Source organism: Bacillus sp. FSL W7-1354, from assembly GCF_038002405.1.
Classification (GTDB): Bacteria; Bacillota; Bacilli; order Bacillales; family Bacillaceae; genus Bacillus; species Bacillus paralicheniformis.
The window spans coordinates 1824354-1840860 of record NZ_JBBOCL010000001.1 but is presented as its reverse complement, the minus strand read 5'-3'; the positions used below and the strand labels follow the sequence as shown (position 1 = coordinate 1840860).

Below are 16507 nucleotides of genomic sequence, written 5' to 3'. Positions count from 1 at the left end.
GATGTGTCAAAACCCGACTCGGTATAAAGAAGAAGGAATCTCAATGGAAAGCGGCTATTTAAGGCAGATCTTCGACCACTTGCAGGATGGAATCATCATGATGGATCAGGAACGCAGAATTCTGGTGATGAACCCGTCCGCAGAGAAGATGACGGGATGGAAATTAGGGGACAAGGTTCCGTATTGTTCCTACTGCCAAACGAGAAAATTGGAAGTGGGAGAAGAGCGTTGTTATTTGCTGGCCAAGCGGGAAGTTCCTTATTTTCTTTCTTCGATGCCCACCTATGAAGGGCGATTCGTCGACATGGAGATGAGTACGGCTGTCATTTCTGAAAACGGCGATCAAATGGAAGTTCTTTTGGTTCTGAAAGATTTAACGATAAAGAAAAAGGAAGAGGAAGCGCGGATCTCCAAGCTTGTTCTGCAAAAAACGCTAGAAACTCAGGAAAACGAACACAAGCGGCTGGCCCAGGAACTGCACGATGGCGTAGGGCAATCGCTTTATTCGGTTTCAGTAGGTATTCAAGCGATTCAATCGCGCATGGAGCAGGAAGAAACATTTAGAGAGTACATGCAGGAAATCATCGATGAATTGGAAAAGGCGATCCAAGACGTCAAGCTCTACGCTCTCCAGCTGCGGCCGCACAGTCTCGATCAGCTGGGGCTGATTCCTGCTGTCGAGCACCTTGTGTCCAGCTTAAACAAGACTCATCAGGATGTTTCTATTACGTTTGCCTCAAGCAATGTCAGCAATCGCTTGCTGCCGATTTTTGAAATCAATTTGTACCGAATTATTCAGGAGGCGCTGCATAATGCCCTGAAATATTCGCAGGCGACACTTATTGAAGTCATACTGCACAAAGAAGACGGCGAGCTCGTTTTGATCATTCAGGACGATGGCATTGGTTTTGAACGCGGGCTGACAGAGGAAGGCCTGGGGTTCAAACATATGAAAGAAAGAGTCGATCAGATGGAAGGAAGCCTTCGAATTCACTCTGCACTTCAGAGAGGCACGACGATTAAAGTGAAAGTACAGGACAAGGAGGGGAAGGGAGAGTGATCAGGGTATTGCTGGTCGATGACCATATGATGATTCGCAAGGGCATCCGTGTCCTTTTGGAAGGCTTTTCTGGAATTGAGATTGCGGGAGAAAGCAATAATGGCAACGAAGCCGTTCTTAGCACCGGACAGTTGAAACCGGATGTCGTGCTGATGGATTTGTCGATGCCGAACGGGTTGGACGGATTCACAGCGAGCAGTGAAATCCGAAAGTTGAATCCTTCTGTTAAAATCGTGATTTTGACAATGCATGATGAGGAAATTTTTGTCCAAAAAGCGATAGAGGCAGGGGCTCATGGATACGTCTTGAAAAACAGCCATTATCGGTTGCTTTATCAGGCGATTGTCGAAGTGTACAGGGGCAATCTCTTTTACAAGACATCTGTATCGCCAGACATCATTGATCAATGGCTGAATTCAGATTCCCAAAAGCCGCCTTCTGTTTTAACTGTTCGCGAAAAGGAGATTCTCAGATTCATCGTTCTGGGTTATGCCAATAAGGAGATTGCCGATAAACTCTCAATCAGCGTCAAAACCGTCGAAAATCATAAAACAAATATGATGCAGAAATTAAAACTGGACTCGAAACACGAATTAATCCAATATGCGATCAAAAACAAATATCTCGATCTGACGTTCTAACATACTACCTCTTAACCTTGTCAGCTTGGGAAGACGGGGCTCAAATAAAAGTAGGGGAGTTCCCCTATACAAAAAAAGGAAGATGGATGGTAACTTAAAAAACGAGAGACACATCTTTAAGACAAACAGCAACTTTTTAAAACAAAAGGTGGTTGACTATGGCAAGACAAGCTCGTTATACCATTGTCATTGTAGGAGCAGGGACTGCTGGCATCTCTGTCGCCGCCCGTCTCGTCCGGGCTTCTAAAAAACTCAAAGGACAAATTGCCATCATTGACCCGCAAACAAAGCACTACTACCAGCCTTTGTGGACATTAGTCGGAGGCGGCGCAGCGAAGAAGGAAGAGTCCGAGCGCGAATTAGCTTCCCTGATGCCTGCCGGGGTAGACTTGATCGGCGATGCTGTAACAGAGTTTCGCCCGAATCAGAACACACTTCTTACAAAACAAGGAACGATCGTTTCCTATGATTATCTCGTGGCAGCAGCCGGTTTGCAAATCGATTGGGACGGGGTCAAAGGCTTGAAAGATGCGGTTGGAAAAAACGGGGTTTGCAGCAACTATTCATATCATACGGTAGACAGCACTTGGGAAAATATCCGCAATTTCAAAGGCGGAACCGCCATTTTCACTCATCCTGATTCTCCCGTGAAATGCGGGGGAGCTCCGCAAAAAATTATGTATTTAGCAGACGACTATTTTCGCAAGTCAAATGTTCGCAATCAATCGGACATGATTTTTGCATCGGCGAAATCAACCATTTTTGATGTCACCAAATACGCAAATGCGCTCGAAAAAGTCGTCCGGCGCAAGGATATCCAAACGATGTACAAGAGAAATCTAATCGAAATTCGGCCTGATTCAAAAGAAGCCTTGTTCGAAAACTTGGATACGGGAGAGCAGGAAGTATTAGCATATGATCTTCTTCATGTGACGCCGCCGATGAAAGCGCCTCTATTCATCAAAGAAAGCGCATTGGCGGATGCCGGCGGCTGGGTCGATGTTGATCCGTACACTCTGCAGCACAAAAAGTTTGCCAATGTTTTCGGAATTGGTGACTGTGCCAACCTGCCGACGTCCAAAACAGGAGCTGCAGTTCGTAAACAGGCTCCGGTTGTGGTGCGAAATCTGTTGTCCTTGATCAAAGGATCTTCATTAGATGCAAAGTACGATGGATATACCTCGTGCCCCTTGGTTACAGGATACAACAAACTCGTGCTGGCCGAGTTTGACTATCACAAGGTGCCGCAAGAAACGTTTCCATTTGATCAGTCCAAGGAACGATTCAGCATGTACCTGTTAAAAAGAAGATTGCTGCCCATCATGTATTGGAATGGCATGTTAAAAGGACTGATGTGATGTGAAAGGATATATTCCCGCAAATGTTTCAAGAGGAGGAATACAACATGTTATTGCGCTATTTTTACGATGAAAAACTGGCCCATGCATCCTATCTGGTTGGCTGCCAAAAAACAGGGGAGGCAATTGTCATTGATCCCGGCCGCAATCTGAAACCATATTTGCAAGCAGCCGAAGATGAAGGGCTAAACATCACAGCGGCTGCAGAAACCCATATTCACGCCGACTTTGTTTCCGGCGCTCGCGAACTCGGCGCTACACATCAAGCGAAGCTGTATCTTTCCGATGAAGGAGACGCAGACTGGAAATACCAATATGTCGATGAATTGAACCATCAACTTGTAAAAGACGGCGATCGCTTTTCCATCGGAAACCTGATGTTTGAGGTTATGCATACTCCCGGCCATACCCCGGAAAGCATTTCCTTCCTGTTGACGGACGGCGGAGGAAATGCGGATCGTCCTATCGGCATCTTTACAGGAGATTTCGTCTTTGTGGGCGACATCGGCAGACCCGATTTGCTCGAAAAAGCGGCGGGAATCAAAGGAACGTCAGAATCGGGGGCAAGAGAGATGTTCAAGTCCCTCGGAACGTTTAAACAACTCCCGGATTACTTGCAGGTTTGGCCGGCTCATGGCGCAGGCAGCGCTTGCGGCAAGGCATTGGGAGCCATTCCAACTACGACTGTCGGCTACGAAAAGATGTTTAACTGGGCAATGGCATACACCGATGAAGAAGAATTTGTTAAAGCCTTGCTTGACGGGCAACCTGAACCGCCAAAGTATTTCGCTGTGATGAAACGAGTAAATAAAGAAGGTCCTGCATTGCTCAAAGATCTTTCTGCTGTTCCAGAGATTACGTCGATTGAACAAGTGAAAGATTTGCAGGGAAAAGAGCAGATTGTGGATACCCGCCCTTCCCGAGAATTTGCTGAAGGGCATATCAAAGGCACAATCAATATTCCATTCAACAAGGCGTTTACGAACTGGGCGGGCTGGCTCATCGACTACAATCGTCCTGTATACTTCATAACGAATCCGGCCGAAGTGAACGAACTCCTGGAAGCGCTGCGCTCTGTGGGCATAGACAATGCGGCAGGGATTATAGATCAGGACAAAATCCTGGCAAGCGGTGCTTTTTCACTTGAATCGTACGCGGAGATTACACCACCTGAAATCGCAAAATTAGTCGATGACGGATTCGTGCACGTGCTTGATGTTCGCAATCTGACTGAATGGCAGGAAGGTCATATTCCGAATGCACAACACATCATGTTGGGAACGCTTCAAGAACGTCTGGATGACATTAGAAAAGACTGTCCAATCCTTGTGCAATGCCATTCCGGAGCCCGATCTGCAATAGGGGCCAGCATCCTGCAAGCTAACGGCGGTTTCAAACAAGTTTTGAGTTTGAGCGGCGGCATTGTCCAATGGCAGAAAGACGGTCTTGCCATTTCAACCCCTTGCAGCGGATTTTAATGAAAGAAAATTTCTGCTCAAGTCATGGAATAAAGAGTCAAGAGGCCGATATTGTCTTACTCCCGGCCTCTGACTGATATTATTTCCGCTTTTCCTTCTCCGTCCGATCAAACCTCTGAAACATTTTCCACAGCCCCGCTTCTTCGCGTTTTCTCTGCCTTCCGATCATGGCCGAAACGGCCGACGATGACTTTTTTCCGTCCAAGATGTCGATACATTCCTCTGGTATACAAAAAGCGTTTTATTGACTTTAGGAAATTGGCATTGACAAAAGTATTGTGTAAAATAACCCCTTTTTATAAAATCTAAAGTAATTATTTGGATTTTCAAGAAAGAATTTGAAATGGGCTTGTCAGCATACAAACAAGTATACATGGGGACTGTTATCAATAACGTTCCGGCAGGTACTTTAGTTGGAGCGGCAATTTCTTTGACAAGTATATGGAGCAGGGTTCCTGCAAGCAGAGTAAAACAAACAGTTTTAACCCTAACTTCATTGGCTGTAGGAGAGACACTTGATAAATTAATAAAGGTGAAAAGAACCTCGAAGCCTGTCCAAGATGGAAGCATGTGTTACAAACAATATAAATATAAACATAAGTCCACATGGTATTATAAGAAAAAACAAAGCAAACAACAAAGCTCAAGCTGGTTTTTACAAAGTAAGCCCTGTTAAGGAGCGGGAAAATGAGCAAATGTCCGGTATGCAGGAAACCGTTTACTTTTAGAGAAAAATATAAACTTATTAGAACAAAAAAGTCAACTTGCCCCAAATGTAAAAGTCCGCTAAAGGAAACAACAGCTTCAAAATTACTTTTTAGTTTGATTTTTATTTTGCCAATACTTTATTTTATGTCTTTTTGGAGTGGATGGGATTCACTATTAAAGTAGTTCTCTCTATTTATTTGGATTGTGTTTTGTTTATTTATTTTGCAACCTGTACTTTATCGTTATGATAAGACAAAAGCTTAAGATATTAGCTAAAGGAGAGAGAGTAAAACAACTCCCTAAAAAGGAGTTATTTTTTATTGGTGAATAACAATTGTTTTCATCTATTTTATTTTATTAATATTTGTTGACTTGTGTTCTTGTTTTAATAATCATAAATTTATTTTAAAACGGAGTGTTTTTACGTGAATGTAGAAGGTGTGGAATAAAAAAGAGCTTATAGGATGTTGTGTAGCCCAGCTTAAAAATCTGGGCCTTTATGTTTATAGAATTAAAGGATTTTTTGGAGGGAAAAATGGTAAATTACCTTTTTTTGATGATAGAATAGTATGTAATAGCATAAACAAGGAGGATTTTATGAAAAAGAAATTTTTATTTATTGGAGTGCCAATTGTGGCAATCCTTGCAATCATTTTATTTATTTTAGGGAGATCCCCTGAACCTTCAGATCTCGCAAAAGAATTTGAAGAAAAAATTAAACAAGAAGATGCTAAGGGATTATTGAAACTTGTTAAAGTTGACAATGGAACGAAGTGGGAAGAAAGGGAAGCCGAAAGTATAATCAAGTATTTAAAAGATGATGAGTCTGATTATAAAGATCAAATCATGCTATTGAATGCACAGGCCAGTTACTATGAGTCAGATGGAAAAGCCAATAATTTAATTTCGCAGCAATATCCTGGGGAAAGTATATCTAATATTGGTCCTTTTTATATCACAAAGGAGAAAGGGATTTTTGGGGGCGAAAAATACGTTTTAAAGGCCCGTGGTTATAAATTAGAAGTACATGCAGCTAAAGGAGCTAATGTTACTTTTAACGGTGAAACAATTGATATGCAAGGTAAGGATTCCAAGGAGCTAGGTGTTTTTGGACCAGGGGTATATACCATTAAAGGCAGCAAAAAGTATGATTATACAACGGTTGATGATAAAACGGAAGTGACGCTTTTTGATCCTGAAAAATTTGAGAAAACCGCCAGCCTTAATTTTAGCGGTGATACGGTTTCTGTAAACTCTGACATTCCGAATACAAAGGTACTTGTTGATGGGAAAGAATCAGGAGAGTCTATTTCCGAAAATACGGAGTTTGGCCCCGTAAAAGACGGAATTAAGCTCCAAGGAGTAGCTGAATTTCCATGGGGAGAAGGAAAAAGCGAGGCAGTCACAGTCCAATCAGACACTACGGAAGAATATAACCTTACACCTAATCCAATAGTCAACGATGATATGAGAGAAAAATTAAAATCGCAGATCAATGATTTTGCTAAGGATAGAAATGAAGCTAAAGTGAAAAAAGATGCAAATAAGCTCAAAAATGTTTCAGACAATTTGAAGAAAAGCTACATAGATGTGATTAAGAATTATGACAAAGAAAATTACTATGAAGGAAAAGCTTTGGGTACTCGCATTGACTTTTCTAAGGTGACTTACGAAAACGGCAGCGGGGGAAAACAGTTGATCCATATTCCTGTGGAATTTCATCTGAAATCGAGAGAGGTTTATGAATTTATGGATTCAGAGCTTGAAGAAAATTTCGATGAAGAAATCGTAACATTACAATATGATGAAGAGAAAAAAAGCTGGATTATCGAAGGTGAAAAAGATGACTATGAGTCATCGAATAATGATTATATGGCAAGCAAGGATGTAGCCAAAACAACTTTTTAAGATAATTAGCCCTTCATGATTGAAGGGCTAAATTCTTTTCTGCTTGTTTTTCTTTCTTAACCCTTTCCTTTTCTTCTTGATAAAACTCATGGAACATCTACATTAAATCGCGTTTTTCAATCCTGGAAACATAATTGCGTGAGATCCCCAGTTCCTTTGCAATTTCTTTTTGTGTTTTTCTTTTTTGAAATTAAGTCCAAACCTTATAAACTTCATATACTCCGTCTTTGTAGGAAGTTCATCCCATGAAAGCTGAACGCAGCATCAGCTATAACATTTAAGTGACCGTTTTGAATTTGATAAGCCATTAAATCTTCAGCATATGATTCTTCAGATGAATTTAAAGCTTTTTCTCCTAAGCCATTGGTGACGTTTAGAGTAACCACCTTCTTTAACTCTTCCTTTTGAAAGATCCCTATTTTATATTTATCTCCAATTGTTGACACATCATCACTGTATTCATTAAAATCACCTTCATAAACTGGTACTCCATTTTTGAAAAACTTGTATTCGTCTCCGTTTTCGTTTACCTTTAATGTAACATGTCCATTTTTTACTTTTGTTTCAATATCAGGTATCTCTTTCGCATAACCTCTAGGCATTGAACGTAAACAAAGAAACAGAATTACAAGAAGGGTAGAACAAAAAACTTTCTGACGGGAATTCCACCGATCTTTGAAAAATTGTTTACAAAAGAAAAGGAGTTTTAACTAATGCGGATTTTTGGTGGGATTATTCGTTATTTATGTACAGTTGCCTTTTCGGTTGTATCAGCGGCAATTGTCTACACGTTGATGTTTTTAGAAGGGTTTGGTTTTTCGTCTTTTAGAGCGATAAGTTTGTTTATGTTTGTTGCTTATTTAATCTTTGCTACACCAATACAAATCTTTCTAAATCGCAAACCCAAAAAGTATCATGGATGGTATTTGCTAACTTACTTTATAGTCTCTCTTGTCGTTTGTGGAATTTTAGCCTTATTGACTAATTACGCTCTGACTGCTTTTGTTTCGTATAAACTATACCTTTTTAGTTTTCTTTTGGCTTTAATTTATTGGTTTTGGGACTCTGTTTTTAGACAAAAGAAATAGAGCACATAATATAAAGCCAAATTTCCCCCCTTTATTTTTATTTGTGCGAGTCAATTGTACCACTAAAAATGATAATTTCAAGAAATTATACATGTTTTTTCAAATTAAACCTTTTTTTAGTCGTTCATCTAGATACATCACTTACTTAATAAGATACAACTAAACCAGCCAGCACCAACGATGAAAACAGCCACATCCTTATTAGGATATGGCTGTTCTCTTTTGTGCCTGCTTAACGAGCAATCGTTATGAGACAGGAACGATCATTGCTTGGTGGATATGTTGAACAAAGAACGAAAAAAGAAGATTGTCTTAAACAGGTTATTCACAAGATCGTTCAGTTGAGGTCGTCTTAGAACTAACAAAGAAGAAAGGATGAGATTGATGAAGGAATATTTTTCAATCGGGGAAACAGCCCGTCTAAATAACATTTCCATTCAAACATTGCGCTATTATGATAAGATCGGAATTTTCAAGCCTCAATGCACAGACCGGGATAATGGCTATCGATATTACCATGTTAAACAGTTTTTTTATTTAGATATTATAAAATATCTCAAATCTATTAAAACACCTTTGGGAGAAATTAAGCGCATGATTTCACATACATCTACCCCCGAACGGATGCAAGCCTTTCTTGAGGAGCAAGAAAGCGTGATTGAGCGTGAGATGGAAAGACTCGAACGTGCCAGGGAATTGCTTCAAAGAAGAAAGCACCAGCTTAATGAACAATTGGAGATACGCACTAAAAAAGAAGAAGGTCTAGTTTATGTTCGACATATAGGAGGCCAAACCATTTTAAAAGCAGTGACACCTCAAGTGAATCCTCATGACCAATCAGATTTGTATTACCGAAAATTGGCTGAAGTTCTTGAAGAAAGAGGAGATATCGTTGATAACTATTATGGATTGATTTATGATTTAAAGCCCTATAAAGATTCCGGTGATATTTATTGCAACAGCGTTTATACGACGATTTATGATGGAGTAAAGATAGATACAGGGGAACAAAACATGAATATAGATATAATCCCATCCGGCGAATATGTATGTATTTCATTTGATTGCACGGCAACAAATTATTTTTCATACTATCAAAAACTGTACGATTTTATTGAATCTCATGGCATTCAAACGGATGGAAAAGTATATCAAGTTTCTTTTCCAAAAAGCTATAACTCATTAAAAGAAGAAGACTTCCTCACAGAATTTAGAGTGCGGAAAAAATAACGAACCCCTTGACCCTATAGTTGCTATAGGGTTTATGATTTATGCATCGTTCTGATGAATATTTGAAAGGAAGGATGTATAAGATGGCAGAAAATAAGACGCTTCGGTTACTCATGGCGCAAAGCCTGCTGGAAGCCCATTTATTAAACTCTAAACGAATGGTTCATTTGAAGAAGTACCTGACGATTTAGATGTGTGCCTCTCAAATTTAATGAATCTAAAACAAAAGGAGCGATGAAGATGAGAGCACCGATAGATGAACCCATTTGGTACGCCTACCCTGGAATGGTAGCTGTCGTTACGGCTCAATATGAAGGTGAAAAAAACGCCATGGCTTCCGGGTGGCATACGTATATTGGATCTTCTCCCGGGATGTATGGAATATCGATAAATAAAGAGACATATACTTACAAATTGATTGAGAAAAGCGGCGTTTTCGGTGTGAATTTTCTTCCGGGAAGATGTTCGGAACTCATTCAAGCATTAGGCACCCATAGCGGCAGAGATTTAAATAAGTTTGAAGCATTTCATATTCAATACGAAGAAGGACGAAAAGCTGAGATACCGATTTTAACTGATGCGTATTTCGCTTATGAGTGTAAAGTACACAGTATTTCCACTTTGGGCGATCAAGAGTGGATTGCGGGGGAAGTTTTACAGAGATATCAAGATAAAGAGCTTTTCTTAAAAAATGGTATGCCGAATTTAGAAAAATTGGATGTTCCGCTTCATATTGGAGGGTCCAGCTATCGAATATTAAATAGTCAAGCAGAGGAGCGTCAACACGTTTTTTATCCCAAAACTGATTGAAACATTCAGGTTTCTTCGCATAGAGTAGAGGAAACCGATCAATGAATGTATCGGCAGCGGATTCCGCTGGAACTCCTTTGACTTAAACGAAGCAAAAAAGAGACACAAAGACTGCAACGCTTCTTTAAGAAGGCTTTGCGGTCTTTTTATATTTCTAAGGATCAATTCATTTTACCCTCCAAAAGGTATTTAAATTTCCATTTGCAGACTATCTGTTTTTGTTTTGGGAAAATTGCAAGTTAAAATTCATCTTCATTAATCCTATTATTAAGTTACTTTTGTTGTCTTAATTTCATAGGCATGATAAAATTCCAAATAACCAAACATCCTATGTTTGATAAATGTATTACAGGAGGATAGACACATGCTTCAGAAAACAAACCGGCAGACGCTGGTTGAGCAAGTCGCACTACAAATAGAAAGTATGATCGAATCTGGTAAGTGGGGTGTCGGGATGCGCATTCCTGCCGAGCCGGAGTTGATGAACGAGTTGAATGTTAGCCGCAATACATTAAGGGAAGCAATTCGGGCATTGATACATGCGGGACTCTTGAAGACGAAACAAGGTGACGGAACTTATGTCTGCTCTTCAAGTGCCTTGGGAGCCGTGTTGAAAAAACGCATTTTGCGATCAGATACGCTGCAAACATTAGAAGTTCGATATGCACTCGAACGAGAGGGAGCTCATCTTGCTGCACAACGCAGAACCGATGACGAGGCGCGCGACCTTCTTCTTCAGCTGGAACGCTGCGAGGCAGCGGCAGAAATCGGTGACATTGATAGCTTTGTAGCGGCCGATATTGATCTGCATCAAAATATTGTCAAGGCATCTCATAATGAAATATTGATTGAAATATACAGTCATATCGCAGAAGCGTTACAAGATTCGATTACAAGCCTGACCCGTTATGAAGTAGATGCGGATTTCTTGGAAATGCACCGTCAACTGGTCGAAGCGATTGTTGATCAAAACGCTGCTCGTGCCGTGGAAGCAGTTCATCGCTATATCGGGGAATCGAAAGATGTTATTGCCGGTGAAGAGGGGGAGCGGCTATGAGCGTACAAAGTGGTACAAAGCCAACTGAGGCAAAGCTTTCGTTCTCATTGAGTTTGCCGATCATCATAGGCATTGTCCTTATTTCACTGACGATGCGGTCACCGCTGACATCGGTAGGCCCACTGGTAGGTTCGATTCGCGAGTCCCTTGGATTATCAAATACTGCGGCAGGCTTGCTCACGACATTGCCGTTGCTTGCTTTCTCGCTTCTTTCCCCCTTCGCACCTATCTTGGCGCGCCGCTTCGGGATGGAACGGATTATACTTTATGCCTTGGTTCTGCTCATGATAGGTATCGCTGTCCGCTCTCTGTCCGCAACAGTTCCTTTGTTTGCAGGCACCGTTTTGCTTGGGCTTGCGATTGCGGTGTGCAACGTGCTAATTCCAGGTCTGGTTAAACGGGATTTTTCTCATAATGTCGGTTTGATGACAGGACTGTATTCAGTATCGATGAATTTATGCGGGGCGATAGCCTCCGGTGTAAGCGTCCCGCTCGCCCGCAATCTCGGTTTTGGCTGGAATGGCGCACTTGGAATCTGGGGTCTGCTCGCTCTGATAGCCGCACTATTCTGGTTTCCTAAAGCGCGGGCGAGTCACGCGTCAGCCGGAATAACAACTAGCGGTGCGTCGACGCGGCGAAGTCTGTGGCGTTCACCGTTGGCATGGATAATTACACTTTTTATGGGATTGCAGTCTTTGCTTTTCTATGTATTGATCGCTTGGTTACCTGAAGTCATGACAAGCCGGGGCTTGAATGAAGACAGCGCTGGCTGGATGCTATCGCTGTTTCAATTTGCTTCGCTTCCCGTATCATTCATCGTACCAATCGTTGCGGGACGCATGAAGAACCAGCGTTTGCTGGTTGTCATCATGACTGTCCTGTTTTTTGTTTCATTAGGTGGCCTTTATTTTGGCGATAATGCACTTATTTTGTTCTGGACAATTTTACTCGGAATTGCTGGGGGATGTGCGTTCAGTTTGGCTATGATCTTTTTAAGCTTGCGGACGAAAGATGCCACCGATGCGGCTTCCTTGTCTGGTATGTCCCAATCTGTCGGATATTTGCTGGCTGCAACAGGACCGATCTTGTTTGGTTTGCTCCATGATGTCACGGCAAGCTGGAACCTCCCAATATTACTGTTGCTTATGGTCAGCATTCTGCTGTTCATATTCGGTCTGGGCGCGTCAAAAAATCAAACGGTATAAAGGGCTCTGTTTCAGCAAAACTCTTGCTGAAAGAGCTCATGAACTGCCCAGAATAAATAAAAATAAATTGAATTGGTGTAAGTCAAATCAATTGCAATAGCTAGGTTGAGGGCCTGGTGAAATAAAAGGGAAGCCGGAACTTATGGACCGGCTTCTTCTTCATTTCCCCTTCTTCCGCTTCTCCGCTGGTAAAGCTAATGAAATATCTACTGTAACTTAAGGAATGTTTAAGGGCGATCACAAGTAGATACTAGATCAGGCCAAAGGTATCAATTCGATTGTTTATTACTAAGCCTATGTATTTCACGAGCCATTGATTCCAAAATATACATAACGGGGATTTGCGTAGTAATATTAGCATTTTCAAACCACTCTTCCGTCACGTAATACGAGATATTAATGTCGGATATTCTGGCAATGGTGGAGTGCTTATGATTTGTAATACTGATCACTTTACTTCCTTCTTGCTTGAGCTGATGAAGATGAGTGACTGTAGAATGGCCTTCACCTGAGACGGATAAAGCAATCGTGATGCTATTGCGGCGGAATTGGGAATGTGTCGGAAAGTAAGGATCTTTAATATACATTGAAAATTTGCCTAAACATGAGAAGTACCTTGCTCCGTACTCAGCAAGAATACCTGAGCTTCCTACGCCGATAAAAATGACACTCTCCGCTTTGGTAATTAGAAGCGCGGCCTCCGCAATCTTTTCTTCAATGTCTCCTTTTAACGTTCTCTCAAAAAACTCGGCTATTGAATGTTGGGAACTCTTCAATACCGTCTTTTTATCTTTTTCTAACTGCATTTTAAGCTTTACTTTAAATTCCGAAAAACCCTCACAATTTAGTTTTTTACAGAAACGCAGAATGGAGGCTGTTGATACGTGCGTTTCATCTGCCAATTCGCGGATTCGCATATAGACGACTTTCTCGCCATTTTGACAAATGTAATTATATAAAGAAGTTTCCAGTTCATTAAACGAAGCGATGATCTCATGGGTAAACATGTATGCGGGGCTCTCCTTCCCTTGACCCTTTCTGCTAACTCCATCTTAGCATACCTGCTTCCTAAGAAACATAGTGTTACATATGTGCAACAAATGACTTCTTGTGTGATTAAAAACAACATGTTACCGGCTTATTTACCGGCTTGCTCATCTGCAGATACAATTGATCCATAAGTACTTTTGCTAAATTACCCGGAGGTGTAAAGAGGATGACACAAGGAATTAAAATTGTCACGATAGGCGGGGGATCGAGTTATACTCCTGAATTAGTAGAAGGGTTTATCAAACGGTACGATGAATTGCCGGTTCGAGAATTATGGCTGGTAGATATTGAAGCGGGAAAAGAAAAATTAGAAATCGTCGGAAACCTTGCGAAAAGAATGATTGAAAAAGCCGGTCTTCCAATTGAAATTCATTTAACGCTTGACAGGAGATCAGCTTTACACAATGCCGATTTTGTTACGACTCAGTTTCGCGTAGGTCTGCTTGATGCCCGTGCAAAGGATGAAAGAATACCTTTAAGTCATGGGGTTTTAGGCCAAGAAACAAATGGACCGGGCGGATTGTTTAAGGGACTGCGTACCATTCCGGTTATATTGGATATTGTAAAAGATATGAAAGAGCTTTGTCCGGATGCCTGGTTAATCAACTTTACAAATCCTGCCGGAATGGTGACCGAAGCTGTCCTTCGCTACACTGACCATAAGAAAATCGTCGGCTTATGCAATGTTCCAATCGGAATTGAGATGGGAATCGCCAAGCTTTTGGATGTTGATCATTCACGGGTTCGCATTGATTTCGCCGGTCTCAATCATATGGTATATGGATTGGATGTATACGTCGACGGAGTCAGTGTAAAAGAGAAAGTGATGGAGCTGTTATCAGATCCGGAGAACAGCAGTTTTGTAAAAAACATCGAAGGGCAAGGCTGGGAGCCGGAATTTATTCGGGCCTTAAATGTATTAACCTGTCCATATCATATGTACTATTATAAGACAGATGAAATGCTGCAAAAAGAATTGGAGAACTTTAAAAAGGGAACAACGAGAGCTGAAGTCGTTCAGAAGCTTGAAGAGGAATTATTCGAGCTGTACAAAGATCCCGACCTGGCCGTTAAACCGCCTCAATTAGAGGAGCGCGGCGGTGCGTATTACAGCGACGCAGCCGTTCGTCTCATTTCGTCTATCTATAACGATAAACGTGATATTCAGCCGGTTAACACAATCAACAATGGAGCGATTGCAAGTATTCCGGATGACTCTGCGGTTGAAGTAAGCTGTGTGATTACAAAGGAAGGTCCAAGGCCAATCGTTCATGGTGATCTTCCAGTTGCAGTCCGGGGACTCGTTCAGCAAATCAAGTCATTTGAACGAGTAGGCGCCGAAGCCGCTGTAACAGGAAGCTATGATACAGCTTTGCTGGCGATGACGATCAATCCGCTTGTCCCTTCTGATAAAATCGGCAAAGCGATTTTAGATGAAATGCTTGAAGCGCATAAAGAGCATTTGCCAAGGTTTTTTAAAAAAATAGAAGCATAAGGGGGGAGCAGTTGGTTAAATTGGGCGTTCACTTTATGTTCAGCTGATAAGGAGGAAAAAGTGAGCATAAAACTAATAGCGGTTGATATGGATGGAACATTTTTGGACGATGACATGAAATATAACAATGATCGTTTTATGAAACAATATCATGAATTAAAAGCACGGGGAATAAAATTTGTGGTTGCAAGCGGCAATCAGTATGATCAGCTTAAATCCTTTTTTCCATCAATTAAAAATGAAATAGCTTTCGTTGCTGAGAACGGTGCTTACGTAATAGATTCGGGAAAAGAAATATTCTCAGGCGAAATGTCTAAAGAAACGATAAAAAAAGTTATTGATGTTATAGAAAAGTATGAATACACAAATCTAATTGTTTGCGGAAAAAAAAGTGCTTATATACATGAAGATGTTCGCGACGATGCGTATAGGCATGCTCGTAAATATTATCATAAACTGCAAAAAGTGCCTCATTTCGAAAATCTGAATGATAAAATATTCAAGTTCGCCACAAGCTTTTCCACGAAGGATGTTTCAGGACTTTTACGCGGCTTGAAAAAGTCAATCGGTTCTCTCGTTACTCCCGTATCAAGCGGACACGGCGACATCGATTTGATTATACCCGGCCTTCATAAAGCAAGCGGGATTAAAGTCCTTCAAAAGAAGTGGGGGATTCGTAATGCTGAGTCAGCTGCATTTGGAGACAGCGGAAACGACCTGGAGATGATTTCCTCTGTTCAGTATGGAATCGCAATGGAGAATGCCCAGAAAATGATTAAAGATGCTTCCCGATATATAACACAATCCAATAACGAGGAAGGCGTCTTAAATGCCATAGACGCCATTCTTAAAAATGAAGAACCGTTTATATCATAATTCTAAAATGGAAAAAGCTTATGAAATGTCTTATCGCTTCATAGGCTTTTTTTGTTGAAAAATAGATGTTTCAATACCTTAGCTGCATAAGTTTCGCTTTAATTGAAAGCTTAATGAAATAGACGCCGGATTGTTAGGCCGGCTTCTGCGGGATCACTTTCTCTAGGCTTTTTTCCTTCTCCGCCCGGAAAAAACCATGAAATATCTTCATTAACGCGCGCTTTTCAGATTCGGGGCTCCGCGAAATCCCGAGCTCCTTCGCGATACGTTTGTTCTTTATTCCAATCAAGGCCAAAGCGGCCGACGATGACTTCCTTTTCCCGTCCGTCCATAATGTCGATGTATTTTTTGACTTTTTCAAACTCTGTGCCTGAGCTGGATGGTGTCGATGACGTCTTCGTTTTCCGATCCTGAGGACATCGATGAGGCTGATTTCGTTGCCTTCTTTGTCCTGGCCGATCGGGTCATGGAGAGAGACGTCTTTTTTCGTTCTTTTCAAGGCGTGCAAATGCATGAGGATTTCATTATTCATTACAAAAGGGG

The 16507-nt window shown here is 41.3% G+C and carries 15 protein-coding genes and 2 pseudogenes; 13 read left to right on the top strand and 4 right to left on the bottom strand.

Annotated features, from left to right (window positions below; all coding sequences use genetic code 11):
* Position 1: 1 nt before the first annotated feature.
* The 6 genes from MKZ04_RS09365 to MKZ04_RS09340 all read left to right on the top strand — a co-directional run bounded on the left by MKZ04_RS09365 (position 2) and on the right by MKZ04_RS09340 (position 7153).
* On the top strand, positions 2–1060 hold the full coding sequence (locus tag MKZ04_RS09365; RefSeq protein WP_023855294.1) for a PAS domain-containing sensor histidine kinase: 1059 nt from the start codon (positions 2–4) through the stop codon (positions 1058–1060).
* A complete protein-coding gene (locus MKZ04_RS09360) occupies positions 1057–1701 on the top strand; it encodes a response regulator (protein ID WP_023855293.1) in 645 nt (214 codons plus the stop codon). The genes MKZ04_RS09365 and MKZ04_RS09360 overlap by 4 nt, the downstream gene beginning before the upstream one ends.
* 158 nt (positions 1702–1859) lie before the next feature.
* Positions 1860–3059, top strand: coding sequence for an NAD(P)/FAD-dependent oxidoreductase (locus MKZ04_RS09355; protein WP_341045744.1), 1200 nt, complete (start codon positions 1860–1862; stop codon positions 3057–3059).
* A 47-nt stretch (positions 3060–3106) separates the two neighbouring features.
* A complete protein-coding gene (locus MKZ04_RS09350; protein ID WP_341045742.1) occupies positions 3107–4537 on the top strand; it encodes an MBL fold metallo-hydrolase in 1431 nt (476 codons plus the stop codon).
* Between the two features lie 343 nt (positions 4538–4880).
* Positions 4881–5213, top strand: a complete 333-nt coding sequence (locus MKZ04_RS09345) for a hypothetical protein (RefSeq protein ID WP_341045740.1) — start codon at positions 4881–4883, stop codon at positions 5211–5213.
* A gap of 470 nt (positions 5214–5683) precedes the next feature.
* Positions 5684–7153 (top strand): TcaA 3rd/4th domain-containing protein, encoded by a 1470-nt coding sequence (locus tag MKZ04_RS09340; protein WP_234026542.1) that lies wholly within the window; start codon positions 5684–5686, stop codon positions 7151–7153.
* Positions 7154–7166: 13 nt separating this feature from the next.
* Here MKZ04_RS09340 and MKZ04_RS09335 read toward each other — a convergent pair.
* A pseudogene (locus MKZ04_RS09335) lies at positions 7167–7340 on the bottom strand (sigma factor-like helix-turn-helix DNA-binding protein); the annotation flags it as partial.
* Between the two features lie 25 nt (positions 7341–7365).
* Positions 7366–7755, bottom strand: coding sequence for a hypothetical protein (locus tag MKZ04_RS09330; protein ID WP_026579236.1), 390 nt, complete (start codon positions 7753–7755; stop codon positions 7366–7368).
* 111 nt (positions 7756–7866) lie between these two features.
* Here MKZ04_RS09330 and MKZ04_RS09325 point away from each other — a divergent pair, with 111 nt between their 5' ends.
* The 5 genes from MKZ04_RS09325 (at position 7867) to MKZ04_RS09305 (ending at position 12543) form a co-directional block, all read left to right on the top strand.
* Entirely contained in the window at positions 7867–8241 is a 375-nt protein-coding gene (locus MKZ04_RS09325) for a UPF0715 family protein (RefSeq protein WP_026579237.1), read from the top strand.
* Between the two features lie 384 nt (positions 8242–8625).
* Entirely contained in the window at positions 8626–9471 is an 846-nt protein-coding gene (locus MKZ04_RS09320; RefSeq protein WP_341045735.1) for a MerR family transcriptional regulator, read from the top strand.
* 240 nt (positions 9472–9711) lie between these two features.
* Positions 9712–10281, top strand: a complete 570-nt coding sequence (locus MKZ04_RS09315; RefSeq protein WP_020452300.1) for a flavin reductase family protein — start codon at positions 9712–9714, stop codon at positions 10279–10281.
* Positions 10282–10645: 364 nt separating this feature from the next.
* On the top strand, positions 10646–11338 hold the full coding sequence (locus MKZ04_RS09310) for a FadR/GntR family transcriptional regulator (RefSeq protein WP_105981098.1): 693 nt from the start codon (positions 10646–10648) through the stop codon (positions 11336–11338).
* Positions 11335–12543 (top strand): CynX/NimT family MFS transporter, encoded by a 1209-nt coding sequence (locus MKZ04_RS09305; RefSeq protein WP_105981097.1) that lies wholly within the window; start codon positions 11335–11337, stop codon positions 12541–12543. Before MKZ04_RS09310 ends, MKZ04_RS09305 begins: the two co-directional genes overlap by 4 nt.
* A gap of 269 nt (positions 12544–12812) precedes the next feature.
* Here the strand turns inward: MKZ04_RS09305 and MKZ04_RS09300 are convergent, their stop codons facing one another.
* A complete protein-coding gene (locus tag MKZ04_RS09300; RefSeq protein ID WP_035338395.1) occupies positions 12813–13550 on the bottom strand; it encodes a MurR/RpiR family transcriptional regulator in 738 nt (245 codons plus the stop codon).
* 209 nt (positions 13551–13759) lie between these two features.
* On the opposite strand from MKZ04_RS09300, the gene MKZ04_RS09295 reads away from it, so the two are divergent.
* Both MKZ04_RS09295 and MKZ04_RS09290 read left to right on the top strand, forming a co-directional pair.
* A complete protein-coding gene (locus MKZ04_RS09295) occupies positions 13760–15088 on the top strand; it encodes a 6-phospho-beta-glucosidase (protein ID WP_020452298.1) in 1329 nt (442 codons plus the stop codon).
* 60 nt (positions 15089–15148) lie between these two features.
* Complete coding sequence (locus MKZ04_RS09290; protein WP_149169193.1) at positions 15149–15964, top strand: Cof-type HAD-IIB family hydrolase; 816 nt, start codon at positions 15149–15151, stop codon at positions 15962–15964.
* A 133-nt stretch (positions 15965–16097) separates the two neighbouring features.
* Here MKZ04_RS09290 and MKZ04_RS09285 read toward each other — a convergent pair.
* A pseudogene (locus MKZ04_RS09285) lies at positions 16098–16496 on the bottom strand (hypothetical protein); the annotation flags it as partial.
* Positions 16497–16507 lie beyond the last annotated feature (11 nt).